The sequence below is a fragment of the Flagellimonas pacifica genome (genome assembly GCF_900215465.1).
Classification (GTDB): Bacteria; Bacteroidota; Bacteroidia; order Flavobacteriales; family Flavobacteriaceae; genus Flagellimonas; species Flagellimonas pacifica.
In genome coordinates, this window is the sequence record NZ_OBEH01000004.1 from 461,826 (window position 1) to 486,581 (window position 24,756).

General features: G+C 38.0%; 17 protein-coding genes. 8 read left to right on the top strand and 9 right to left on the bottom strand.

All coding sequences use genetic code 11. The features are described 5' to 3' along the window. Positions 1-20 precede the first annotated feature (20 nt). Together CRO15_RS14650 and CRO15_RS14655 are read right to left on the bottom strand one after the other, a co-directional pair. The gene (locus CRO15_RS14650; RefSeq protein ID WP_097046580.1) at positions 21-476 is read right to left on the bottom strand and encodes a hypothetical protein; all 456 of its coding nucleotides are present in this window, start codon (positions 474-476) and stop codon (positions 21-23) included. After that, positions 457-2,874: a heavy metal translocating P-type ATPase gene (locus CRO15_RS14655; RefSeq protein WP_097046581.1), complete on the bottom strand. Its 2,418-nt coding sequence runs from the start codon at positions 2,872-2,874 to the stop codon at positions 457-459. The genes CRO15_RS14650 and CRO15_RS14655 overlap by 20 nt, the downstream gene beginning before the upstream one ends. 119 nt (positions 2,875-2,993) lie before the next feature. Here CRO15_RS14655 and CRO15_RS14660 point away from each other — a divergent pair, with 119 nt between their 5' ends. From CRO15_RS14660 to CRO15_RS14680, 5 genes are all read left to right on the top strand, one after another. Next, on the top strand, positions 2,994-3,683 hold the full coding sequence (locus tag CRO15_RS14660; protein ID WP_097046582.1) for a Crp/Fnr family transcriptional regulator: 690 nt from the start codon (positions 2,994-2,996) through the stop codon (positions 3,681-3,683). Positions 3,684-3,766: 83 nt separating this feature from the next. Next, positions 3,767-4,675 carry a universal stress protein gene (locus CRO15_RS14665; RefSeq protein ID WP_097046583.1) on the top strand — a complete coding sequence of 303 codons (909 nt, stop codon included), beginning with the start codon at positions 3,767-3,769 and terminating at the stop codon, positions 4,673-4,675. 91 nt (positions 4,676-4,766) lie between these two features. Next, positions 4,767-5,702, top strand: coding sequence for a pyridoxal-phosphate dependent enzyme (locus CRO15_RS14670; RefSeq protein ID WP_097046584.1), 936 nt, complete (start codon positions 4,767-4,769; stop codon positions 5,700-5,702). Positions 5,703-5,737: 35 nt separating this feature from the next. After that, positions 5,738-6,874: an aldose epimerase family protein gene (locus CRO15_RS14675; protein ID WP_097046585.1), complete on the top strand. Its 1,137-nt coding sequence runs from the start codon at positions 5,738-5,740 to the stop codon at positions 6,872-6,874. 136 nt (positions 6,875-7,010) lie between these two features. Next, entirely contained in the window at positions 7,011-8,138 is a 1,128-nt protein-coding gene (locus tag CRO15_RS14680; RefSeq protein WP_097046586.1) for a sialidase family protein, read from the top strand. 60 nt (positions 8,139-8,198) lie between these two features. On the opposite strand, the gene pdxR is transcribed toward CRO15_RS14680, so the two are convergent. After that, positions 8,199-9,704: a MocR-like pyridoxine biosynthesis transcription factor PdxR gene (gene pdxR, locus CRO15_RS14685; RefSeq protein WP_165769962.1), complete on the bottom strand. Its 1,506-nt coding sequence runs from the start codon at positions 9,702-9,704 to the stop codon at positions 8,199-8,201. 107 nt (positions 9,705-9,811) lie between these two features. Here pdxR and CRO15_RS14690 point away from each other — a divergent pair, with 107 nt between their 5' ends. The 3 genes from CRO15_RS14690 (at position 9,812) to CRO15_RS14700 (ending at position 13,418) form a co-directional block, all read left to right on the top strand. Beyond that, on the top strand, positions 9,812-10,807 hold the full coding sequence (locus tag CRO15_RS14690; RefSeq protein WP_097046588.1) for an NAD(P)H-dependent amine dehydrogenase family protein: 996 nt from the start codon (positions 9,812-9,814) through the stop codon (positions 10,805-10,807). 35 nt (positions 10,808-10,842) lie between these two features. Then, entirely contained in the window at positions 10,843-11,715 is an 873-nt protein-coding gene (locus tag CRO15_RS14695) for an aminotransferase class IV (RefSeq protein ID WP_097046589.1), read from the top strand. A 131-nt stretch (positions 11,716-11,846) separates the two neighbouring features. Next, a complete protein-coding gene (locus tag CRO15_RS14700) occupies positions 11,847-13,418 on the top strand; it encodes an N-acyl-D-amino-acid deacylase family protein (RefSeq protein WP_097046590.1) in 1,572 nt (523 codons plus the stop codon). 101 nt (positions 13,419-13,519) lie between these two features. On the opposite strand, the gene CRO15_RS14705 is transcribed toward CRO15_RS14700, so the two are convergent. The 6 genes from CRO15_RS14705 to CRO15_RS14730 all read right to left on the bottom strand — a co-directional run bounded on the left by CRO15_RS14705 (position 13,520) and on the right by CRO15_RS14730 (position 24,630). Then, positions 13,520-14,941: a SusD/RagB family nutrient-binding outer membrane lipoprotein gene (locus CRO15_RS14705; protein ID WP_097046591.1), complete on the bottom strand. Its 1,422-nt coding sequence runs from the start codon at positions 14,939-14,941 to the stop codon at positions 13,520-13,522. A 13-nt stretch (positions 14,942-14,954) separates the two neighbouring features. After that, entirely contained in the window at positions 14,955-18,188 is a 3,234-nt protein-coding gene (locus CRO15_RS14710) for a SusC/RagA family TonB-linked outer membrane protein (RefSeq protein WP_165769963.1), read from the bottom strand. A gap of 23 nt (positions 18,189-18,211) precedes the next feature. Next, positions 18,212-19,462, bottom strand: a complete 1,251-nt coding sequence (locus CRO15_RS14715; protein WP_243396981.1) for a M14 family metallopeptidase — start codon at positions 19,460-19,462, stop codon at positions 18,212-18,214. A 479-nt stretch (positions 19,463-19,941) separates the two neighbouring features. Further along, entirely contained in the window at positions 19,942-21,750 is a 1,809-nt protein-coding gene (locus tag CRO15_RS14720; RefSeq protein ID WP_097046593.1) for an arylsulfatase, read from the bottom strand. A gap of 72 nt (positions 21,751-21,822) precedes the next feature. Then, on the bottom strand, positions 21,823-23,142 hold the full coding sequence (locus CRO15_RS14725; protein WP_097046594.1) for a sulfatase-like hydrolase/transferase: 1,320 nt from the start codon (positions 23,140-23,142) through the stop codon (positions 21,823-21,825). 21 nt (positions 23,143-23,163) lie between these two features. Beyond that, positions 23,164-24,630, bottom strand: a complete 1,467-nt coding sequence (locus CRO15_RS14730; RefSeq protein ID WP_207763900.1) for a sulfatase family protein — start codon at positions 24,628-24,630, stop codon at positions 23,164-23,166. Positions 24,631-24,756: the final 126 nt, after the last annotated feature.

Consider the following 24,756-nt stretch of genomic DNA (forward strand, 5'->3'; position numbering starts at 1 on the left):
ATTGAAAAAAATGACATATATCAGCTTTTGTTTTTTATTATCGTTGTTGTAAATGACCTCTTTTGCATTATTGTCAATAAAGCTGCCACAATGATTAAGTTCTTCCCTATGTACTGCCCTAAAAGCGTAGGCACCAAAGGTGCATCTTGAAAGGATTCGGAAGGAAAAAGTAACAGGGGTGCAAAAGTCAGAGCCATATGAAATAAGGCAACCATTGTTGTGGTTCTTCTCCAAATATTAAACAATAGAAAAACGCCAATACATACCTCCATAATGGCTAACAAAAAAATAGAAAGGGAATCTGGTAAAATACCAAATGTCAATTCACGAATGGTATTGATTGCCAAACCTTCTGCCGGGCTAAGGCTTGGAAAAAATTTCAGGCTTCCAAACCACAAATACACCACTCCAATACTCATTGCCAACATATTTGGCTGTACTTTTTTCTTTACATTTTCAAATATGGCCTTGATCATCATCATTTCGTCTTTCCTTATTTGGTTTGGCTAGTTTTCTTGCAAGCAAGTTGGTCATCAATGTTGTAAAAACCACAATACTGATAGAGCTCAATGGCATTAAAATGGCAGCCACAACAGGTTGTAACTGACCAGTGACGGCAAAGTATAACCCCACAAGGTTATAGCAAAGAGAAAGCAAAAAACTCATCTTGATTATTTGAATGGACTTTTGCGATAACTTTACAAAAATGGGTAGTTTGGTAAGTTTTGAAGCGTCCAAAATCCCATCACAAGCGGGTGAAAAAACATTGATATCTTCTGAAACGGAAATTCCTACGTCACTTTGGGCCAATGCACCGGCGTCGTTGAGTCCATCACCTACCATGAGCACACTATGCCTGTTCTGCAGTTGTTTTATATAATCCAACTTATCTTTAGGTTTTTGATCAAACAACAATGCTGTTTTTTTAGGCAGTTTTCGTTGCAATCTTTTTCTTTCGCCATCATTGTCCCCAGAAAGAATCCCAATCTCCATTGACCTTCCCAATTCTTCAAATAACACATCAACACCTTCCCTGTAGCTGTTTTTGAAAACAAATCGCCCTTTATAGTCTTCATCTGCATTTATAAATACCGATGTATTCTCCTGTGAAACAGTTCCATCTTTGCCCACATAAGTTGCAGATCCCAATTTAATGCTATGTCCATTCATTCTTCCCTCAATTCCCATACCCGTATGTTCCTGGAATTCATCAAGAGTTTCAATATCATTGGACTTAAGAATGTTATATAGAGATCTGCTCAAAGGATGGTTGGAAGCTCTAAGGGTAGTCTTCAGCAATTTTGTTTCTTCATTGTTCAATGCTACACCTTCATAGGTTATAGTTTCTTTTTTTGAAGAGGTAATTGTCCCTGTTTTGTCAAAAATTGCAGTATCTACTTTAGCCAATCGCTCTATTACATTGGCATTTTTTAGATAGAACTTGTGTTTCCCAAATATGCGAAGCATATTACCCAAGGTAAACGGCGCTGCAAGTGCTATGGCACATGGACAAGCAATAATCAAAACGGCTGTAAATACGTTAAGAGCCATGCTAGGCATATAAAACAACCAAAAAATACTCGATATAATGGCAATACTCAAAACAGCAGTGGTAAATCGCTTACCTATACTATCTGTCAAAGATTGAAAAGCTGAGACCTTGTCTTTCTGAAAAACGGAATTGCCCCATAATTGGGTCAAATAACTTTGGGATACTGATTTTAACACCTCCACCTCCAAAACCCCAGAAAGTTGTTTGCCCCCTGCAAAAAGTTTATCTCCCGAGTTCTTGAAAATAGCCTGTGATTCTCCAGTAACAAAACTATAGTCAATTTCCGCCGTACCTTTTATCAAAATACAGTCAACGGGAATGATCTCTTGGTTCCTTATCAAGATTCGATCTCCTTGTTGGATTTTATATACCTGAACATTCTCCTCTTCTCTTTCGGCATCCAATCGTGTTACCGCAATAGGGAAATACGATTTATAATCCCTCTCAAACGAAAGAAAGGAATATGTTTTTTGTTGAAAATATTTTCCAAGCAACAGAAAGAACACTAATCCGGTGAGGCTGTCAAAAAACCCAGACCCCAAATCAAAGATTATATCAATGGTACTTCTTAAAAACAAAGTCAAGATACCCAAGGCTATGGGCACATCAATATTTAATAATTTAGAACGCAGGCCTTTTATGGCCGATACAAAATAATCCTGGGCCGCATAAAACACCACTGGCAGGGAAAAAGCGAACATCAACCATCGAAATACTTGTTTGTATTGTTCCAACCAAAATTCCTCTACTTCAAAATATTCCGGAAAGGACAACAACATAACATTACCAAAGGTAAAGCCCGCAACTCCTAGTTTATAAATAAGGGAACGATCTACTTTACCATCCTTTTTACCGTATTCTTCCAAAGAAATATAAGGTTCATAACCAATACTGCTCAAAAGCAATACAAGCGTCCTCAGAGAAAAATTATCGGTTTTATAGGTAACCCGGATGGTCTTCTTTGGAAAGTTTACCTGGGAGTTTGAGATAGAGGAATGTAATCTATTCAGATTTTCCAAAACCCAGATACATGAACTACAATGAATAGTGGGAATACTTAAATTAACAACCTGAACTCCTTCTTCATCAAATTCAATAAGCTTGGAGGCAATATCCTTGTTATCCAGAAAGTCGTACTTCTTTTGTACCTCATTTGGGGTAGTACCCGCCCTTGCTTCTATCTCATAGAAATTTGACAGACCATTGGTAGTGAAGATTTCATAGACCGTTTTACAACCGTTACAGCAAAAGTTTTTTTCATCAAAACTTATGCGACCACTGTCACAATTATCACCACAATGATAACATGTCATGTTTGTCATTTACATTTGCTTTACCCAAGACAAAGTTGAAGTACAATCCTTATTTAAAATATGATATTTATCAGTTTCCGTTCAAGACTTAAGAGGTAATTTTGCCATATCAGGTAAATCAATCGATTATGGAGAGTAGGTGTGAAAGTTGTATCATCAGGCAGTTTAACTCCCTCAGAGCCATGAGCAAAGAGGAATTAAAGGAAGTATCAGACTCCAAAACCATAAAAAAGGTAAAGAAAGGGGATCCACTTTTTGAAGAAGGTGATAAACTTAACGGGGTCTATTGTGTTCGAAACGGGGTTTCCAAGCTTTCAAAACTTAGTGCCAATGGCAAGGATCAAATTGTAAAATTGGCCACAAAAGGGGAAGTTATTGGGCAACGCTCTGTTATTTCTGAAGAATCTGCAAACCTGTCTGCCATTGCCGTTAATGATATGGAGGTTTGCTTTATTCCAAAAGAGACCATTATAAATACACTGCAAAAAAACCCCAACTTTACTTTAGAGGTATTGCGCCATATGGCACATGACCTTAAAGAAGCTGATGATGTTATTGTCAATATTTCACAAAAAACCGTAAAGCAACGTATTGCAGAAGCTTTTCTTTATCTTAAAAACAACTTTGGCGAAGACGAAGAAGGCTTTTTAGCCTTGACACTTTCGAGGGAAGATATTTCCAATGTTGTTGGTACTGCTACAGAGTCCGCTATCCGAATCATTTCAGAGTTCAAGAAAAAAGGTCTCATCCATGCATCAGGCAAGAAAATTGGAATCAAGGATGAACGTAAACTTCAAGAGCTGGTGGAGGGTTTCTAAATCCAACTTTTTAAAAAGCTGATAATTGTCATAGTATTCCCTTTGACATAGGACTAATTTTATTCCATCTTATTTTTACTCGGATGCAAAAAATTTTAATACCTACGGATTTTTCAGAGAATGCATGGAATGCGATTGACTATGCCATGCAATTGTTCCGAAACAAAAAATGCACCTTTTACTTACTCAATACATATACTCCTGTTATACCTAGCAGCAGATTCATGGCAAAGATGATTGATGGGGTGCGAATAGTGGACGCTGTCAGAAACTCTTCTGAAGAAGGGCTACAAAAAACCGTAGACCGTATTAAAAGTAAGTTCAGAAATACAAAACATAGTTTTGAAACCTTCTCTTCTTTCAATCTTTTGGTTGAGGAAGTAAAAGACCTAGTTGATCAACATAAAATAGATTTGGTAATAACCGGTACTAAGGGAGCTTCTGGCATTGACGAAGTTTTTATGGGCAGTAATACAGTTCGTATTATTAAAAGCATTAAAAAATGCCCGGTTTTGGCCATTCCACAACATTTTGATTTTATTACGCCCACTGAGATAGCTTTCGCAACTGATTTCAATCGTTTTTACACAGCCTCTGAACTAAACCCATTGTTGGAGCTTGCCAATATGTTCCAAGCTACCATTCGTATCGTACATGTGCAATATGGAATTAAAGCCTTATCTGAATTACAACAGTTCAACCTTAATATGCTCAGGAGGTATTTGAATGGCACGGAACATTATGTGCATACCGTTTCAGAGCTTCATTCCGTTTCGCAGACACTTGAAATGTTTTCAGAGGAATTGGACATTCATTTACTTGCCCTGCTGAACTATCAGCATAGCTATATGGAAAAAATGACCCGGGAGCCCATTGTAAAGAGAACGGCCTTTCATACACAAATCCCATTATTAGTTATTCCTGAATTGGGAATGGACGGGACTTCCAACAAGCCCGAAGAAAAAGAAAAGGAAAAAGCTGTTTCACGCTGAAAATAAACCCATTTATTCCTTTGGAAAAAATGGTGATTTAAATTGCCATTCACTTCCTATCTTTATACAGTTCATGGTATAAGGTAATTTGATGGATAAATCTGAATTTATTGAATGTCACAAAAGAATAAAGCCCTTTATTCATAATACCCCCGTGCTAACCTCGCACCTTATTGATGAAATGGTTGGTGCCTCTATTTTTTTTAAATGCGAGAATTTTCAAAAAATGGGGGCATTTAAAATGCGCGGAGCCACCAATGCCATCATGCTATTATCTCATGAACAAAGACAAAAAGGGGTAGTTACACATTCCTCTGGAAATTTTGCTCAAGCACTTTCACTCGCCGCCAAAAGTTTAGGGGTAAAAGCTTTTATTGTAATGCCTTCCAACGCGCCACAGGTTAAAAAAGATGCCGTTAAAGGTTATGGAGGCATTGTCATAGAGTGTGAGCCAACTCTTAAGGCTCGTCAAAGTGAATCAAAATCTCTTCAGGAAAAAGAAGGGGCCACGTTCATACACCCTTCCAATGATGACAATGTAATAGTAGGACAGGGTACCGCATGTAAGGAACTATTGGAAAAGCATCCAGGCTTGGATTATGTGTTTGCTCCTGTAGGTGGTGGCGGACTGATTGCAGGAACTGCATTGGCAGCTAAGTATTTTGGCTATAATTGCAAAGTGGTTGGAGGCGAGCCCTATGAAGTTGATGATGCATACAGATCCATGTTAAGTGGGATAATTGAAACCAACAAAACCACCAATACTATTGCTGATGGCCTAAAGACCCAATTGGGAGATAGAAACTTTCCTATCATCCAAAAACATGTACATTCCATTACTAGGGTTGCCGAAGATGAAATATTATACGCCATGCGAATGATATGGGAGCGTTTAAAGATTGTATGCGAACCATCTTCTGCAGTAGCATTTGCAGCGGTCATAAAGGAAAAAAACCTAATAGCAGGAAAAAAAATTGGTATAATCATTTCGGGAGGGAATGTTGATTTAGGGATTTTGCCCTTTTAAAATACCATTATAGATTTCGAATAAAATGTATTCTCATGAACAACAAGATATTGATTATTATATTTTTATTCACGAGTATAATAGCAAAAGTACAAATGAATCTAAACAAAGAAATCAAGCTTATTGAGAAAACAGCTTTTGAGAAAACAGTAGACGGTAAAAAAGTAGCCCTATACACTCTTAAAAATACTTCGGGCACTGTTTGTCAAATAACAAATTATGGCGGAAAAGTAGTATCCTTATGGGTTAAGGATAAAAGTGGCGTTTATGAGGATATTGTTCTGGGCCATTCAAACATTGATGATTTTCTGACCACCAAAGAAAAGTATTTTGGAGCATTGATAGGACGTTACGGAAACAGGATTGGGCAAGGCAAATTCTCTTTGGATGGAAAAGAATATACCTTGGCTACCAATAATGGGCAAAATCACCTGCATGGAGGAAATAAGGGATACGATGCAGTAGTTTGGGATGCCAAGCAAGTAGATTCAAACACACTTGAGTTGGGCTATGTATCCAAACATATGGAAGAAGGTTATCCTGGCAACTTGACCATTAAGGTAAAATACCGATTAACTGATAAGAATGAGCTAAAAATAGAATATTGGGCCTCTACTGACCAATCAACCATTGTAAATCTGACCCATCATTCCTTCTTCAATTTGAAAGGAGCTGGAAATGGAACCATCAATGACCATTTATTACAGATTAATGCAGCTTATTTTACCCCTGTAGATGAAGGATTGATTCCGACAGGCGAACTACTTGAAGTAGAAAACACATCTATGGACTTTCAAAAACTTACTTCTATTGGAGAACACGTGAATGAAGCATATGAGCAACTCCAATATGGATTGGGTTATGATCATAACTTTGTATTGAATCAAACCAAGGATGGACTAAATTTTGCCGCTAAAGTAGTCGAGCCCATTTCTGGTAGGATTATGGAAGTATATACCAATGAACCCGGCCTACAATTTTATGGTGGTAACTTTTTAGATGGTTCGGTAACGGGGAAATATCACAAAAAATATGACTATAGGACTGCATTTTGCTTGGAAACACAACATTTTCCAGATAGTCCTAACAAACCGCAATTTCCCACTACTAGATTAGACCCTAAAGAAGAATATTACTCCATTTGTGTTTATAAATTTTCAATTATGGAATAATCAAAACCCATTTTTATCTTTTCAGAAGGAATTGATTTCATCAAACCGTGGGGTTTTATTTTTGTAATTTCAATCTAAACCTTGAAAGGGAGATTAAGAGCGTTACTTTTTGTTACCAACTTATTTAATATAAACAATGAAAATATTGTTTGCCATATTTTTTTGGGTGTTCATGACTGTGGGCTACTCACAGAATTCAAAAATGCCTGTTAAGGATGATTCCCTAAAGTTCACAAATTTGTTTGACACCAAATTGAAGCCTAGTGTTTCTTGCTATAGAATACCTGCTATGGTAACCGCACCAAACGGAGATTTAATAGTTGCCATTGACGAAAGGGTACCTTCTTGTGGTGACTTAAAATGGAACAATGACATCAATATTGTTGGGCGACGCAGCACAGACAATGGAAAATCTTGGTCCAACATTGAGACTATCGCAGATTACCCTATAGGTAAATCGGCTTCTGACCCATCCATGATTGTTGACAAGATTACAGGAACCATATTTCTTTTCTTTAATTACATGGATTTGGACAATGAAAAGGACATCTATTACCTTATGGTCACAAAAAGTTTTGACAATGGTAAAACCTGGAGCCCCCCAATTGATATTACCCCCCAAATTTCAAAGCCCTATTGGCATAAGGATTTTAAGTTCATTACCTCAGGCAGGGGAATTCAAACAAACTCTGGAAAACTATTGCATACCCTTGTGAACTTGGATAAGGGCCTTTATCTGTTTGGTAGTGACAACCATGGTGAAAATTGGCATTTAATTGACAACTCAATTATTCCGGGAGATGAATCCAAGGTTGTTCAACTGATAGATGACACTTGGATGGTTAATAGCCGAGTAAATAACAAAGGATTAAGATTTGTCCATACCTCAGCGGATCAGGGTACAACATGGTTTTCAAAACCTGATTCAACCCTAATAGACCCAGGTTGCAATGCCAGTATTATAAGATATACCAGTGTTAAGGACGGCGCCAACAAAAACCGGCTCCTATTTTCAAACGCAAAAATGGAGTCCGAGAGAACAAACCTGACCTTAAGGATCAGTTATGATGAAGGAAAAACCTGGACAAAGGGCAAAACCATTTACACACAAGGTTCAGCCTACTCTTCGTTGAGCATTCTCTCCAATGGAAACATTGGACTGTTCTTTGAAAAGGATGGTTATAAAGAAAATGTTTTTACCCAGTTTTCTTTGGAATGGCTGACTGATGGCAATGACAAACTCACTATCACTCCAAAAAAATAACTGCTCTAGGTCTCAATCACTGGGCACAATTTATAACACGCTTTAAGTCGATAATACTTTTCAAAAGTTCAAATTTGTTTGGTGCTCATAAAAAACTCGCGACATTTTTTCCAATTTTTGCTTAATAATGGGCTTACTTACAGATGAAAAACCCATTACCAGACCCTTTTCCTTTTTCTTCCGCTTTTTGATAAAATATTTACTGTAAGGAAAGGATATGATTTCTTCTTCAATCAACATTTTTGAAATCTCAATATCACAAACATCATCCGGAAGCTTGGCCATTAGATGTAACCCTTGATTTGCTGGCTGTATTTCAAAACTATCATCAAAAACATTTTGAAACTGATCAACAAAAAACTGCTTGCGCTCATTTACCACCTGCACTACTTTCCTCAAATGTTGATTGAGATAATCTTTTTCTATAAAATCCGACATGACTCTTTGAGTAACAGGCGATATAAATCTAAAAGATTGTTCAAACATTGCCTTAATGCTATCAACGTAATGTGGGGGAACAATCAAATACCCCAATCTAATAGAAGGGTGCAAGATTTTGTTAAAGGTGCCTTGGTAAAAAACTCTATTTCCATTATCCAAACCAAATATTGAGGTAATTGGACTTTCCCAATTGCTAAATTCATTATCATAATCATCCTCAACAATGATCATGTTGTTTTCCTCGGCCCAATCCAGAAGCTCCAATCGTCTTTTAAGACTCATTTGAACTCCTGTTGGATATTGGTTGGAAGGAGTAGTGAAGATTAACTTCCCTCTTTTCAATTTAACATGACCAAGACTATCCAAAGACAATCCTTCCGAATCAATCTCTGCTGGAATAATTTTAGCCTTTAAACTTTTAAAAACAGCCAAGGCATTTGCATAGGTCGGGTTTTCAACAATTACCTCATCTTTTTTGTCCAACAGCAAATCCCCTATTATGGATAAAGAATGTAATGACCCGGTAACAATTATAATCTGGGAAGAGTCACATTGTATGTTCCTGTACAGTTTTAAATAGTTAGCTATGTTTTTCCTTAAGCAATCCAAACCAAGGGTATGTCTGTATGACATATCGGAATACCTAATATCCCTCCAATAATTATTAGTTAGATTTTGCCACTGTTTTACAGGGAAAACATCCAAAGGGGGCAATCCAGGCCTAAACGCTATACCTTTGTTGTCTCCCCGATTCATAATTGTAACGCTAGAGCTAAAATGTACGGCTCTTTCAGAAATTTCAGGGTATTTGGTAGTTCTTTTTTGAGTTCTTAAACTATACTTTATTTTCTTGCCCTTTATGTCATTTACATAATATCCAGAACCTTGGACCGCATACACGTAATTTTCCCAACAAAGTATTTCATAGGCCTTTATAACCGTACTACGGGATAATCCCATATCCTGAGCCAGCAATCGAGTTGGTGGCAGTTGATATCCCTTTACCAGTTTTTTTTTCTTGATGGCACTTTTAAAAGCATTTGACAACCTCATGTAAAGGCTTTGTTCTCCATTATTTAGATTAAAACCATGGGATATTAGCAAGCTGTTGAGTTTTGTCTTCAAAATTGAAATGTATTGAAAAAAAAAATTGGTATGTGAAAGGTAGAAAAACATTTTATAATATTGATTTATAAGTTATAAATGACTAGATATTAACTATTTAAAAAAACATGATAACAGCATTACAAATTGGATTGGGGCCCTTGGGGCAGCAAATTGGTAGGTACATTTCAGAAAAAACAAGTATCGGCACAGTAGCTGCTGTAGATATAGACAAAGAACTAAAGGGAGTTGATTTTGGAAAACTCATCAATGGAAGTCCATCAGATATTCTAATTGAAAACTCTGTGGAAAGTGCATTACAGAAACTAAAAGAGAAACCAGATGTTGCGATCATAACCACTGTTTCAAGCATAAAAAAACTGGAATCTCAAATTGAAGAAGTTGCTCAACATGGAATCCCAATAGTTTCTACCTGCGAAGAGCTCGCATTTCCTTGGGAAGAAAATCCAGGGTCTAGTAAAAATATTGAGGCTATATGTAAAAAGTACAAAGTAGCCTGTCTGGGTACTGGAGTAAATCCAGGTTTTTTAATGGACTATTTGCCATCTGTCCTTAGTTCCGTTTGTAAGAATATAGATAGTATTTTAGTTGAAAGAATTCAAGATGCAACACCTAGACGAATTCCTTTTCAGCGAAAAATTGGAGCAGGGTTAGACCTAAAAGCATTTAAGAGCAAAGAGGACGAAGGCACTCTTAGACATGTTGGACTTAAAGAATCCGTATATTTCCTTGCCAAAAGCCTAGGTTTTGAACTTGATGAGGTAACAGAAAATCTTACTCCAGTAATTGCCGAAAGTAATTTAAAGACACCTTCAATGGAGATTCAAAAAGGAGATGCCCGCGGTGTACAACAGATTTCCCAAGGTTATAAAAACGGACGATGCAAAATAGAAATGCATTTTAAGGCCGCTGTAGGCGAACCTAGATCTTATGATAAGATTACGGTTAAAGGGATTCCATCATTTACCTCTGAAATAGATACGGGCATAAATGGAGACATTGCCACATGTGCAATTACCATAAACGCGGTCAAGAGTATTTTAAAAGCCGCTCCCGGTTTACATACTATGGCAACAATTAGAGTTCCCGGATATTTAAATTAAAAAGAAATTAATAACTATATTTTTTAATTCTTAAAATGGCCAATTATCCCGAAAAGGTATACGTAAACGGAAAAATAGTTCCTCATCAAGAAGCCCAGATATCAATTTTTGACAGAGGCTTTTTATTTGGTGATGGGGTTTATGAAGTAATGGTTCAAATAGGAGATAGCTTTTTCTACGGCCAAGAACATTTAAATAGGCTAATAGATTGTCTAAAGAAAATAAATTTGGATTTTGATGTTTCTACCTTGCCCAAAGAGGTTGAAAAATTGTTAGTAGCCTCTAAATTAGAAGGTAAAGATTCTTTGGTTTATATTCAGGTTACACGAGGGGTTGCCATTAGAAAACATGCATTTCCTAAAACCACAAAACCAACGGTCATTATGTATGCCATTCCTTTCACCCTGCCAAGCATCAACCAAAAAAGTATTGCTACAATTACCACAACAGACAATAGGTGGCACAGGTGCGATATAAAGGCAACTTCTCTTTTAGGCAATGTAATGGCAAATGATCAAGCAGCAGAGCAAGGAATGTACGAGTCCATTTTTATAAGGGACGGAAAAGTAACTGAAGCATCTCATTGCAACGTCTTTTTTGTAAAAAACGATATTGTGTATACCCATCCTGCTGACACCTATATTTTAAATGGTATCACCAGACAAATTGTAATACAGTTATGCAAAAAGCTCCATATAGAAATTAGGGAAGAAGCTATCTTAAAAGTGAACATGGTTACTATGGATGAAGCTTTTTTGAGCGGGACAACTACTCAAATTGCTTCAATAGGGAGGATTAACAATCATTATTATAGTGCGGATGGCACTGTAGGTCCTATAACTAAAAAATTACAACAAGCATTTTTGAAATTGAAGGAAACCCATGTGGAAGCAACAATAAATGTGTAAAGCTTTTTTTTTCGAAAAATCAATATAATCTTGAGAATCAAAATGCTAAATAAATGATAACCGTTTCAAAGCAACAAAAGGGCTATGCCCCATTTTAGTGGAAACGGAAATTTCCAAATAAACATATACAAATGAAAAGTAAAGTAGTATTTCAATTGGTTTTAGGGGTAATTTGTTTTTTTGGTTGCAATAACCAAGATTATGATATCCTCATTTTAAATGGTGAGGTTTATGATGGATCAGGTAATGCTCCTTTTAATGCGGACATAGCCATTAAAGACTCCACAATTGTTAGTATTGGAGATCTGTCAGGATCAAATGCCATCAAAATAATCGATGCAAAAGGTATGGCCGTTGCCCCCGGTTTTATAGATATGCATGCGCATTTGGACCCTATATTGAACTTGTCAGATTGTGAAAGCCATGTACGACAAGGTGTGACCACAGCCTTAGGAGGGCCTGATGGCGGAAGTCCTTGGCCTATTAGGGCACATTTAGATACTTTGGAGCAAATAGGTGTAGGGATGAACATAGCCTATTTGGTTGGCCATAATCAAGTACGTAAAAACATTATGGCTCTTGAGAATAGGGCACCCACTCCAGAAGAATTGGAACAAATGAAAGCGCAGGTAAAATTGGCGATGGAAGAAGGTGCTTATGGCATTTCAACTGGATTAAAATACTTGCCCGGAGCCTTCTCTAATGTAGATGAAGTAATAGAACTGTCCAAGGTAGCTTCTTCCAAAGGAGGTATTTACACATCTCATTTAAGGGAAGAGGGTTTAGGGCTTTTTGACGCCGTAGCAGAAGCAATAAGCATATCAGAAAAAGCAGATATTCCAGTAATTCTAACACATCATAAGGCAATTGGAAAACCTATGTGGGGAAAAAGTACTGTGACCTTGGCCATGGTAGATTCTGCAAGGACAGCTGGTCTTGACATTAAAATTGATCAATACCCATATAGCGCCAGCCACACGGGGATTTCTGTGCTCATCCCAAGTTGGGCAAGAGCGGGCGGAATTGAGGCATTCAAAGAAAGAGTGAACACCCCACAACTTAGAGATAGCATTAAAGCTGGAATAATTTTTAACATTCTTAATGATAGAGGTGGAGAAGATTTGGCGCGCATTCAATTTGCCAAAGTGAAATGGATGAAGGAGCTAGAGGGAAAAACATTGAAGTATTGGTGCGAGTTAAGGGAACTAGAGCCAACACTTGAAAATGGAGCTGATTTGGTTATTGAGGCCCAGGTAAATGGAGGGGCATCATGCATATATCATGCCATGCATGAAGAGGATGTGGAACGTATTATGAAGCACCCCCAAACCATGATCGCTTCAGATGGCAGACTTGTAAAACCTGGCCAAGGACATCCACACCCAAGGTGGTATGGCACATTTCCACGCGTTCTTGGTCATTATGTAAGGGAAAAGTCGGTCATAACATTACCCGAAGCTATCTATAAGATGACAAAGCTGCCTGCTGTTTCTCTAGGATTAACCGATAGAGGACTGATTAAAGAAAATATGAAGGCTGATATTGTTGTTTTTGACCCAAATACCATAATTGATAAAGCAACATTTGAGGAACCCCATCAATATCCGGAAGGAATTTATTTTGTATTGGTCAATGGTCAAATTTCCATCGATGAATCAAAGTTTAAGGGAATAAAGGCAGGTAAGGTCTTGCGAAAAAAATAACTAGACAGGTAAGATATCAATAGAAAGAAAAAAGGGATGCAAATTGCATCCCTTTTAGCATGAGAAAACAAAGCTAACTCAAAACTAACTACTAATCTTTCTCATTGATTAACAGGTGTTGGAGTAAACAAATCCGGTATTGGATCTGGTAAATTACTGTTATTGTTAATTTCCTCTTGAGCGTACAGAAAACGCTGAGGATTAACAGTAGTTGTTGCATTGTTCAAAGGAAATGGCACTAATAAATCCGTTTCTGATCGCAATCTTCTTACATCATTAAAAGGCATATAGGTACTGAAGCCGGTAACATAGCGTTCTTCAATAATTTCCCTCAGCACTGCTCTGTCTGTAGCAATATTGTCTGGATTTTCCATCCCACCTGCTTCAAAATCAGCTAGAACATAAGGATCATAGTTGAAGGTTTCATCTCCATTTATCAGATTAAAGGCTGCACCAGTATCCAAATAAGCTCTAAGTTCGTTCAATTTGTCTATAGCTCCCTGTACATCATCATTGGCTCTTATCAAACATTCTGCCCAGATAAGAAGGTTTTCCTCAAAACTTACCAACTTCATAGGAGTAGTAGCATCATCGATACCCCCAGTCTGATTTCCATCTCCACTTATATAAGAGTAGTTTCTACGCGCAGTTTCATCAGTTTTAGCGTTATTTCGGCTTCCAACGTTATCCGGGTCCATTAAATCTCTATAAAATGCCCCATCTCCTGTCATATCTCCTGCTCTACTACTGTTTACAAAGTTGAAAAGGATATTGCTATTTCCTGGAACATCGCCTATTGGGTTGTATGCCATTGTTCCAGCACTGCTATTAATTCCATTTGCAACATTGGCCAATGCCTGGGAATACTGTTTTGTTTGCAAAAAGTAGCGTGCTTTTAGGGTATATGCAGCAGCTATCCAACTATCTGCATCGCCTCCAAAATAGTTGTCCTGGCTATTGGTAACACTCGTGGTTGACCCATTTTGCAGTTTGGGAATTGCACCATCTAGCAGTGTTTGCATAGCTGCATAAACATCAGCTTGCCCATCTAAAGTAGGGTCTTCTGAATCCACTCCGGGATTATCAGGTGTAGCCGTAGAATAAGGGATATCTCCAAAAAGAGATGCTGCCGTACCTACTGCCAGAGCTTCGTTAACATCTATAATTCCTTGTAAGAGGGTTATATCTGGAGAAATTCTTCGAATTTCCTTGTTCTGGACCAATATTCCATTGTAAAGATGTCCCCAAACAGCATTAGAGTCCCCTGGAGTATAGTCATAGTTATACAAGGTCTGTTGCACCAATTGCAACCCTATTAAACCTCCTGTATAATACATACCTGTTCTGGCCAATTGTCCCTGCTGTACCTGAGCATTTGCCAGTAATGTTCCCGCTAGCAGCAAATCTCCTGAAGGAACTTCCACTAATTGATTTGGATTATCATTAACATCTAAATAATCATCACAAGCTGTTGCTGATATTAGAAAAATCAATGATAAAATTATTTTATATATAGATTTCATAATTTCCTATTTATTAAAAATTAAAATTGATTCCAAAAGCATATGTTCTTGAACCGGGATTGGAGAAGTAATCCAAACCACGAGCTCTACCAACACCAAACTGATTTATGTCAGGATCAATCCCTACAACATCTGTCCAGATAACCAGGTTACGACCAGAGGCAGTAAACTCTACCGAACTTAAGCCTGTCGCTTTTTTGAAATTATCAGAGTCAATTTTATATGATAATGACAATTCTCTAAGTCGGGTCCAGCTGCCATCTTCAACGGCAAACTCATTTAATTTTCCATCTCCAAAACCATATAAAGAGGTATAATATTCTTCGTCCAACAAGACATTGCCTCCGCCAAAATTGCCTACATTACCTCTAACCACTGAGCCTGTAGGAAATACATCTCCATCAAAATTCACCAAGTCCTCTGTAAGTGTAATTGTGTTACCCACATCTGCATGTGTTCCAAAGAACGACAAGATAAACCTGGTTCTCTGGGCTAAATCATTCCCTTGGCTCGTATCAAATGATGCTGCAAATGACAAATTCTTGTATGACAAGTCAAATTGTAGACCTCCTCTCCAGTCCGGATTAGGGTCTCCAACAATAAGATTTCCACCTGTATCCACTTGTGGAAATCCATTGGCATCCAATATCAGACTTCCATCATCATTTCTTAGAGCACCTTGGGTATACAATACTCCTAACGGCTCTCCATCAATAGCAACAGACTCAATGGAAGTTCCTTCTGAGAATTCCTGAATAAACTCACCGGTGCCGTCCACCCCTCTCACAATATTTTCGTTTGTGCTATAGTTTAGGGCGACAGAACCTCGCCAGTCTTGATTTCTAAGGAAATCATATCTTAACTCGATCTCAAGACCGTCATTTTCTATTGTGGCTCCATTAGCATATATTTCATCAAATCCCAGGGAAGGAACAAGGGCAAGATCCAATAAAACATCTTCTGTTTTGTTGGTATAATATGTGGTTGATAATGCAAGTCTATTTCTTAAGAATCTTAAATCCAAACCTACTTCATACTCTGTTTTGATCTCTGGCTTTAGGTTGGAATTTCCTAAACGTTCATCCAACTGAAAACCACCTCCAAAATTTTCAAGGGCAATTTGATCTGAGAAACTTGAAAATGTCCCTACTTCAAAAACAGTCTGCTCTCTATGTGCAATGGGAACATTTGCCACTTGACCGTACGCCAATCTTATCTTACCAAACGATAAAGGTCCTGAATCTTTTAATGCCTTTGTGAATGTCCAACCCAATTCTGCACTAGGATAAAAGAAACCATTGTCTGATGCAGGTAAAACTGAATGTTTTTCAAATGCACCCCCAAGTTGCAGGACCAATTGGTCTGCATAGTCAAAATTGGCAGTACCATAAAAACGAATGTTTCTTCTATTGGTTCTTGTAGTTTCCGAACCTATATTTTCTTTAGCGGAAAGTTCAGCCGCATCCAAAGGATTTCTGAAATTTGCTATAAAATTATCAGCTTCTGTAAAAACTCGTTTACGTCTTCTGTCATTAATACCAAAACCAACAACAATATTGGTGTTTAGATTATCGGTTAACTCGTAGTTAAAATTTGTCAGTAAATCTCCATTATACTCCTCGTTATTGATGGTCTCATCATTTAAAAGACCATACCTTCTTGCTGAACCCGCTGTATAATATGGGAAAAAATAAACCCTGGTATCAACATAAAAATCAACACCACCTCTTACAATAGTACTTATGTTATCGTTCCATTGATAAGAAACTTCTCCAGTACCAATCAATCTGTTTACATTGGCTGTACTTTTTTGTTCATTTATGGTCCAAAGCGGGTTGTTGTAAATAACATTATCGCTATTGGCCAAATACCTTCGATAACCCCTATGTCTATTGGGTGTTATAGATCCTGAACTGCTAGTATAATTACCAATATAATCGGTTTGGTCAAAATCTGCTGGAGTACGCAACAATCCTAAATACAAACCTGCGGTATTGGAACCTTGCTGCGTTCTATTTGAACCCGTATGCACGTAATTAGCCTTAAAATTGGTTCTTAATTTGTCCGTTAGGTTTTGGGTCATGTTAATAGTGAAGTTTGTCTTTTTATAAAAACTACTCTTAATAATACCTTTTTGATTCACATGCCCGGCACTTATATAATAAGTACCTTTTTCGCTACCACTACTTACAGCAACTTTATTATCGTAAGTAATGCCCGTACCAAAAACTTGATCAAAATTTCTGTTGGTATAAACTTCTCTTGAGTTCTTTTGGGTAATAGGGTAAATGATATTATCCGAAACCAAGGATTCAAAGAATTGACCCGAGGTATCAACCTCATCAGCTCCTCCTGATCTTTCAGAAATTCTATCCCCCCATGATCGTTGTGCAGTAGGACTATAGCTACCTCCGTTACCTTGCCCAAAAGTTGTTTGCAATGGATGTTCATATGAAATTTTATCAACAGAAATACCTGAAGAATAGCTCACATTAAACTTACCTGCTTTACCTTTTTTTGTGGTGATTACAATAACACCGTTTAGAGCTCTTGATCCGTACAAGGCCCCAGCCGAAGCTCCTTTAAAAACCTGAAATGATTCAATGTCTTCAGGGTTAATGTCATTTAATCTTGATTGCTGGGACACCCCTGCCGATTGGTCGTCATCCCCGGAACCTGCTAAGTTATCGTTGTTTAATGGAATCCCATCCACAACAATTAAAGGTTGGCTTGAACCACTCAATGAACTTGTTCCCCTAATTTGGATATTGGATCCAGCTCCCGGATCACCTGATGTTGCATTAATGGACACACCTGCCGCCTTACCTGCTATACCATCAATAATTTTATTTTCTACAGGTTGTACAAGTTTATCTGCATCAATCTTTGAATAGGTAGATGCCATCTTATCCCTTTGTTCCACAAAACCTAAGGCAGTTACTACTACTTCTTTTAAACTTTCAGCATCTTGTTGAAGTACAAAATTCAACAAAGTCTCTGAGCCAATAATCCGCTCTTCAGTTCTATAACCAATAAAAGAAATAACCAATGTTTCTCCTTGATTAGCTTCAATAGTATAATTTCCATCAAAGTCCGTTATGGTTCCATTGTCAGTTCCTTTGACAAAAACCGATGCTCCTGGTAAAGGCCCGGTCTCATCCGAGATCGTACCGGAAATCGTAATTTGGGAATACCCAATCCCTACTGTAAAACATGCCAGCAAGAACGTTAAGAATGATTTTCTCATAAAATTAGTAATTAGATAGTTAGTCATTTTAGTTGTTGTTCCGTTAATAGTTTCATCATTTCATACGCTGATACTTTTCCTTTTAGTGTTATAAAATCTCTGGGGGTCTCATCACCTATTTCGTACGTAATTCCGACTGCATTGAATCGTTTTAAAAACCAACCTTTGGATACTGGCCTTGTACTAATAGCACTCTTTTCATTAACCTCATAATCCGGAATGTTAGCTTCCAACTGAGCAAACCAATCTGAAACAAAATTTGGTAAGTTGGTACTTTCTCGTTCAACATTGGTATAGAAGACATCATGCCAAGTTGAATGAAAATCCAAGCCCAATAGTACCCTAACCTCTTCTTCCTCAATAATCTGTTCTATTTGATGGGCCACCGCATAAACTTCAGGCTGTCTGTATTTGCTCCAATCCCTATTTAAATCAACCCCTCCTGCGTTATGTCTCCAATGCCCCAAGTCCACTCCATCAGGATTCATTAAAGGAAAGGCCAATACTCTATATTTTTCAAGAAAAGCATCAGATAGCTCTCCGCTTTCCAAAACTGTTTCCAAAAAGCTTTGGAATGCCAAATAACCGGTAACTTCTGGCGGATGTTGACGTGTAAGTAATACGATAATATCCTTATTATCCTTTGTGCCTTTATAGATATCCATCATCGGAATATCTTTCCCTAAATGTGTTTTCCCTACAACTTTCAATCTTGATACATCGCTATTTTTTTGGGATATATTAGTATACCAATCTTTGACATTGTTAGTAGTTTGTAATTCTTGCGCGGCTATAAGTGCTGTATCTTTTGATATATTAAACCTAAGCGTCGCAATGCTGTCTTTAACTGCAAACATCAAAGAGTCTGCTTGTACCCAAGGCCCTCTAGCTATTTGATATTTAGGAACATATCTGTGCTTATAGCCTTCGGGGTATTCAAATTGAAAGTTGACGACCTTATTTGATGTCGCCCAAGTTTTAAAGGCAAAGTAAGCACTGTTGTTTATAGGTGCGTTTTCAGGTTGAATTCTCAAAATCAAGGTGCTATCGTTCTTAACACTCAATTGATTCAATCTTGCACTTGGAAAGTCATTGCTTATATAAATACCCATCTCGGGCACAAACTCAACCCGTTTCTGCTGAAGGGCTATTGGTTTGTCTTTAGTATCAACTGGGTTTGTAAACGTAATACGTCGCGGACCGGCGCAAGAAACGATGATGGCAGCAAAGCACATTACCAAAATAGCACGGTTAAATCGCATGAGGCTCACCATGGATTTCTAGGGTTTTGAGTTAGTCAGTTATCATAAAATAAAGTTAAATTTTAACACACCCTGCAGACCAATTATTGGTTTAAAAGCATACCAATTTGAATGGACACATGCTAAAAAGTAAGTCCCGATGCACTTTAACCTTTTTAAGGTAGATTATTAATAATCAAATCATTAATAACAACGGACGAACTGTCTGAAGTAGAAAACATTCCTATAGACTTTCAAGAACGTACTTCTATTGGAAAAAGAGTTGATGAAGAATATGAAAAACTCAAATATGGAAAATTTTAAGATTACCGAATTGCGTTTTGTTCAGAAGCGCAGCATTCCCCTGATAGCCCTAACAAGCCACAATTTTCCTCTGTAAGATTAGACCGGGGTCAAAAATACCACTCCATTTGCCTTTACAAATTTTCCGTTACGGAATAGACATAATTACAGTTGGATAAAAGAATACGTTTAGTAATCAGCCTAGATTATCAATCTATCTTTTCAACATTTATGTAAAAAGCATTTGTTTTTCCACCATTCTCCATATCAAAATAGGCCAAGAGTTTGGTAGCTCCTTTCGGCACATCCATTTCAAACATTGCTGATTGAGCTTTGTTATCGATCTTTGCCGATTTTTTTTGATTTGCAACCTCCAAATGCGCATTTACAAATTTCATGGCTCTTCCTTTTACCCTCGCATTTTTAAAAGATGTTGGAGGGATGGAGTCATTTATGTATGCTCCAAGGGCAAGCTTGCTTTCGGCGGGCCACCTTCTCAAATGAAAACGGTAAGTGCCAGGACTTACAAAATTTACCGAAAAAGGAGCTGGTTTCATAGCTTTTCCTTTTCGTACCATAGTCTGATTCCAAGGTGGGTACTCATCTTTGGTATGGGCGTCATGACAAGTTATAACATCAACGGCCTTAGAGGTTCCGAGATCAATTGTTGAGTATTTTGTTTCCTTGGCCACATCGTCCCACCATTCCTGATAAAAAGCACTCATTTCCTTAACTCTTTCTTTATGCTGGTCGGCAATGTCATTCTTTTGACCCGGGTCTTCAGAAATATTGTAAAGCTCTTTTCCTTTGACCAAACGCCAATTTCCATTCATAACGCAACTTTGCTTTCCTTTTATGGGCCAAGGAACTCTCTGGGTGTCCGTAACCAAATACCTATCCATAATCTCTTCCTTGCCCAAAAGATAACTGCTAATATCCTTGCCGTCCATTACTTTTTCCGGCGCAAAGGGTGATAGTCCGGCAAGAGCCATAAGAGTAGGAAATACATCAACGTGAGCCGTAAGTCCATCCAAACTTTTGCCTCCTTCAAGATTTCCTTTGGGCCACCGCGCTATAAACGGAACACGATGTCCACCATCATACTCACTTCCCTTCATTCCGCGCATACCGGCATTATAGGCACCGGCGCCCGAAGCGGTCCCATTATCGGTTGTGAAAATTATTAAAGTATTGTCAGCAATTCCCAGATTCTCTATTTGTCCTAATAACTTGGAAAAGTTATCATCGATATTGGTAATCATACCATAAAATCGTTTTTGCCTTTCCGAAAGCTCCTCTTCCTTATACAGGTCGTAATACTCCTGAGGGACATTGTAAGGGCCATGCGGGGCGTTGAGACTCAGATAGCACAAAAAAGGATTTTCTTTTTGGTTTGTAATGAACTTCATCGCCTCATCGAACCAAACATCGGTGCAGTACCCATTTTTCTTTTCTGGAACTCCATTCCTAAAATAAGTATCGTCAAAATAATCGTTGTTCCAATAATCGGGAGTTTGGCCAACTCCACCGCCTCCATGGTAAAAGGCTTCTTGAAAACCTCTGTCCTGTGGCAAGAATGGGTGGTTGTCACCAAGGTGCCATTTCCCAAACATTCCAGTGGCATACCCATTGTCTTTAAAGACATCAGCAAACGTAGTTTCGTCCTTGTTAAGAATAGAGGCCCCCATAATAGTATGCCAAACACCATTTCTATTGCAGTTTCGACCTGTCATAAGGCCCGCTCTAGTAGGGGAACATGTAGTGCCCACATGATAGTTTGTGAGATTAACTGCCTCTTTGGAAAATTTGTCAATATTTGGTGTCTTAATGGTTGGGTTACCCGTATGACCTAAATCTCCATAGCCCTGATCATCAGTTATAACAATAATGATATTGGGTTTGTTTTTACTGACTGTTTCTGGCACTTTTTTATCCCCGCAGGAAGATAAAAAGACAAATACCGCTAACAAAAACAGGAATCCAGGAGTTGACACATACTTTACTTTCACTTTTTCCATGGTACTTTTTGCATTAATTTTCTGATTTCTAATTATCCCAATATAAAAACTGCCTTTTGGTATTCTAGTTCATCAAGGTGAAATCCTTTTGACTCCTCTTGAAATCTTTTCTTCCCAATCTTTTAATTTGAAATGTAGTTTTTCTGTTCTATCAGGATACTTGGAAGCTACATCAATATTTTCTGAAGGATCATCTTTTAAATTGTATAACATTGGAATGGTTTCCTTCTGCAACCTCACCAGTTTCCAATCACCGTCCCTTACGGCGGCACGATTACTGCCTCCTTGTCGCCAGAACAACTCTCTTTTTGCAAGAGTTTTATTTTCCAATAATGTTTGGGAAATATCTGTTCCATCAAAGGAATATTCTCTTGTGCTTCCAGATAAGGATACCATGGTGGGGAACAAATCCATGGTCATCACGGTTTGATTGCATACCTGGCCCGATTTTATTTTTCCGGGCCACCAGGCTATCCCGGGCACCCTATGTCCTCCTTCCCAAATTGATCCTTTTGCACCCCTGAACCTACCACTACTGCCAAGTTTGTTCGGTCCATTATCAGAGCAGAAAAAAACTAAAGTGTTTTTATCAAGTTTTAGTGCTTTCAAGGTTTTCAGAATCTTACCAACACCCTCGTCCATTATCTCTATCATTTCTTTATGAACCGCACGAACATTCTTCTCTGGATTTTTGTTGGATTCCTTATCACCGATTATCCTAAAGGCCTTTGATTTTCTCCCTTGAAATGGTCCATGTGGAGCCTCATGAGGAATGTAGAGGAGAAATTTTTCGTCCTTATGTTTTTTAATAAAATTTATGGAGTGTTTGGTAATTAGATCTGTGGTATAACCTACTTCTTTTTTAAGGTTGTTCTGGAACCACCAATCTTCATAAGCCTCTTGATCTACATGGGAGTAGTAATCCACATTACCGCTCACATAGCCAATAAATTCATCAAACCCTTGATGAACAGGATTGAGTCTTTCTGGATATCCAAGGTGCCATTTTCCCATGATACCAGTCCTGTATCCCTCTAGTTTTAGTGCATCGGCAAAAGTAACCTCTTCAATGGCAAGACCCACATCCCGGTGGTTCAAAGCGGTTATTACCCCTTCAATCCCGAAACGTTGTTGATACCTTCCAGTGAGTAGAGCTGCTCGAGTGGGGCTGCATACCGTTCCATTAGAATGAAAATCTGTAAACTTCATACCCTCTTGGGCCATCCTGTCCAAATTGGGTGTATTAATCGAAGAGCTGCCAAAACCGCTCAAATCTCCATATCCCATATCATCCGCCATAATGATAATGATATTGGGGGACTTACTTTCTTGAGCACAGGAAGAAAAAACCATAAGTATGACCAATATGCTCCAAGTTAACCCGTTTTTCATTGCTTTAGCTTTTATATTTTGTCATTGTTTATTGTTGGTTATCAGCATCTTTTCCTCCCAGGTCATACCCCTGTCGAACAACACACCATACTGTCCATAACCATTTGATTTTACACCCTCCTTTTTCCAGTGATCTAATTGCTGATCATATAATGTCCTCATTTTAGCCAAGGGAAATTCATAGTTAGGTTGATTTGCCAAATTTATCATTTCATAAGGGTCATCTTTTATATTGAACAATTCCTCGCTGGCAACTATTTTTTCATCCTTGTTTTCGTAATACCAATAAATATATTTGTATTCCTCGTCCATCACCGTTAAGCAATGTGTGGCATTTGATCCCCAAACCTGAATAATTGGCAAGGATTTCCTAACATGCTTATTGGGGTTTTGTAATAGGGGCAAGAGGCTTTTCCCATCATAAACAGATGGTATTTCTATGCCGGCAATATCCAATATTGTAGCAGCTATGTCCACATTGCCCGAAAGCGAATTTGTTTTTTTGATTTCCTTTCCTTTTTCAATGCGCGGGTCAACTATGATCATTGGAACCCGAGTTCCTTCTTCATAAGGAAGCACTTTTGACCCCAATCCATGTGAACCATTGAAATACCCATTATCAGAAGAGAAAATAATAATGGTATTGTCATCTATTTTTAACTTTTTGAGTTCTTCCAAAACCATCCCGATGGCATAATCAACACCATAAATAAGCTGATTGTATTTGCGTAAGGCATGTTGATAGGATTCCTCTTTATCATAACCCCATTCCATAAATCTGGGATATTGCCTTCCCATTCTAGATTGAAGTGCTAGATGTTCCCCTGCTCTCCGTCCATAATTAGGAAGTTTTCTGAAGTCAGTATTCCTATAAACGGTATCAAATATAGGATCGGGTTGAACTGGTCTGTGTGGTGCTTTAAAAAACAAGCTCATGCAAAATGGTTGATCTTTAATAACCGATTCCCTAATAAAATCTATGGTTGCAGCTCCATAAGCACGTGTGCTGTGGGGATACTTTTGGGCATATTTGGTCAAGGTTTTGTTTTGTGACGTGGTATATGATGTTTGACCAGGATTGCCAACCCAGAAATCAAAATAGTGTTGGGCCACTTCACCTTCCTCTCCTACATTTAGCGTATCATCTGAAACGGAAAAACCAAACTTACCTCCAAAACCAACTCTATACCCTGATTTCTTTAAATGGACAGGGTAAGAATCTAGCCATTGTTCTGTACCTAGCGGCCCATGATCAAAGTTGCAACCTGTTTTGTATTCATATTGACCTGTCATGACATTTGCTCTACTTGCCATACAGATGGCCGTAGTGTTATAATGCCTCATAAACACAGTGCCCTTATCGGCCAACGAATCCATGTAAGGCGTTTTCACATTTGGATTGCCATAAGCTTTTTGGGTATCGTAAGCTTGGTCATCAGTGAAGAAGAATATAATGTTGGGCCTATTCGATTCGATATTTTTTGACACTTTCTTATTTGCGCAAGAGCATAAAAAAATCAAGGTTGAACCTAAGAATAAGAATCTATGGGTTAACACTTCTCTGCTTTTTTTCATCCCCAATTGGTTAAACATCAATTTGTCAATTGTACTGAT

Coding starts and splice junctions, on each gene's coding strand:
- CRO15_RS14690 (WP_097046588.1), top strand. CDS start 9,812: ATGATAACAGCATTACAAATTGGATTGGGGCCCTTGGGGCAGCAAATT.
- CRO15_RS14705 (WP_097046591.1), bottom strand. CDS start 14,941: ATGAAATCTATATATAAAATAATTTTATCATTGATTTTTCTAATATCA.
- CRO15_RS14720 (WP_097046593.1), bottom strand. CDS start 21,750: ATGGAAAAAGTGAAAGTAAAGTATGTGTCAACTCCTGGATTCCTGTTT.
- CRO15_RS14660 (WP_097046582.1), top strand. CDS start 2,994: ATGGAGAGTAGGTGTGAAAGTTGTATCATCAGGCAGTTTAACTCCCTC.
- CRO15_RS14675 (WP_097046585.1), top strand. CDS start 5,738: ATGAACAACAAGATATTGATTATTATATTTTTATTCACGAGTATAATA.
- CRO15_RS14710 (WP_165769963.1), bottom strand. CDS start 18,188: ATGAGAAAATCATTCTTAACGTTCTTGCTGGCATGTTTTACAGTAGGG.
- CRO15_RS14655 (WP_097046581.1), bottom strand. CDS start 2,874: ATGACAAACATGACATGTTATCATTGTGGTGATAATTGTGACAGTGGT.
- CRO15_RS14680 (WP_097046586.1), top strand. CDS start 7,011: ATGAAAATATTGTTTGCCATATTTTTTTGGGTGTTCATGACTGTGGGC.
- CRO15_RS14650 (WP_097046580.1), bottom strand. CDS start 476: ATGATCAAGGCCATATTTGAAAATGTAAAGAAAAAAGTACAGCCAAAT.
- CRO15_RS14665 (WP_097046583.1), top strand. CDS start 3,767: ATGCAAAAAATTTTAATACCTACGGATTTTTCAGAGAATGCATGGAAT.
- CRO15_RS14695 (WP_097046589.1), top strand. CDS start 10,843: ATGGCCAATTATCCCGAAAAGGTATACGTAAACGGAAAAATAGTTCCT.
- CRO15_RS14715 (WP_243396981.1), bottom strand. CDS start 19,462: ATGGTGAGCCTCATGCGATTTAACCGTGCTATTTTGGTAATGTGCTTT.
- CRO15_RS14700 (WP_097046590.1), top strand. CDS start 11,847: ATGAAAAGTAAAGTAGTATTTCAATTGGTTTTAGGGGTAATTTGTTTT.
- CRO15_RS14725 (WP_097046594.1), bottom strand. CDS start 23,142: ATGAAAAACGGGTTAACTTGGAGCATATTGGTCATACTTATGGTTTTT.
- CRO15_RS14670 (WP_097046584.1), top strand. CDS start 4,767: ATGGATAAATCTGAATTTATTGAATGTCACAAAAGAATAAAGCCCTTT.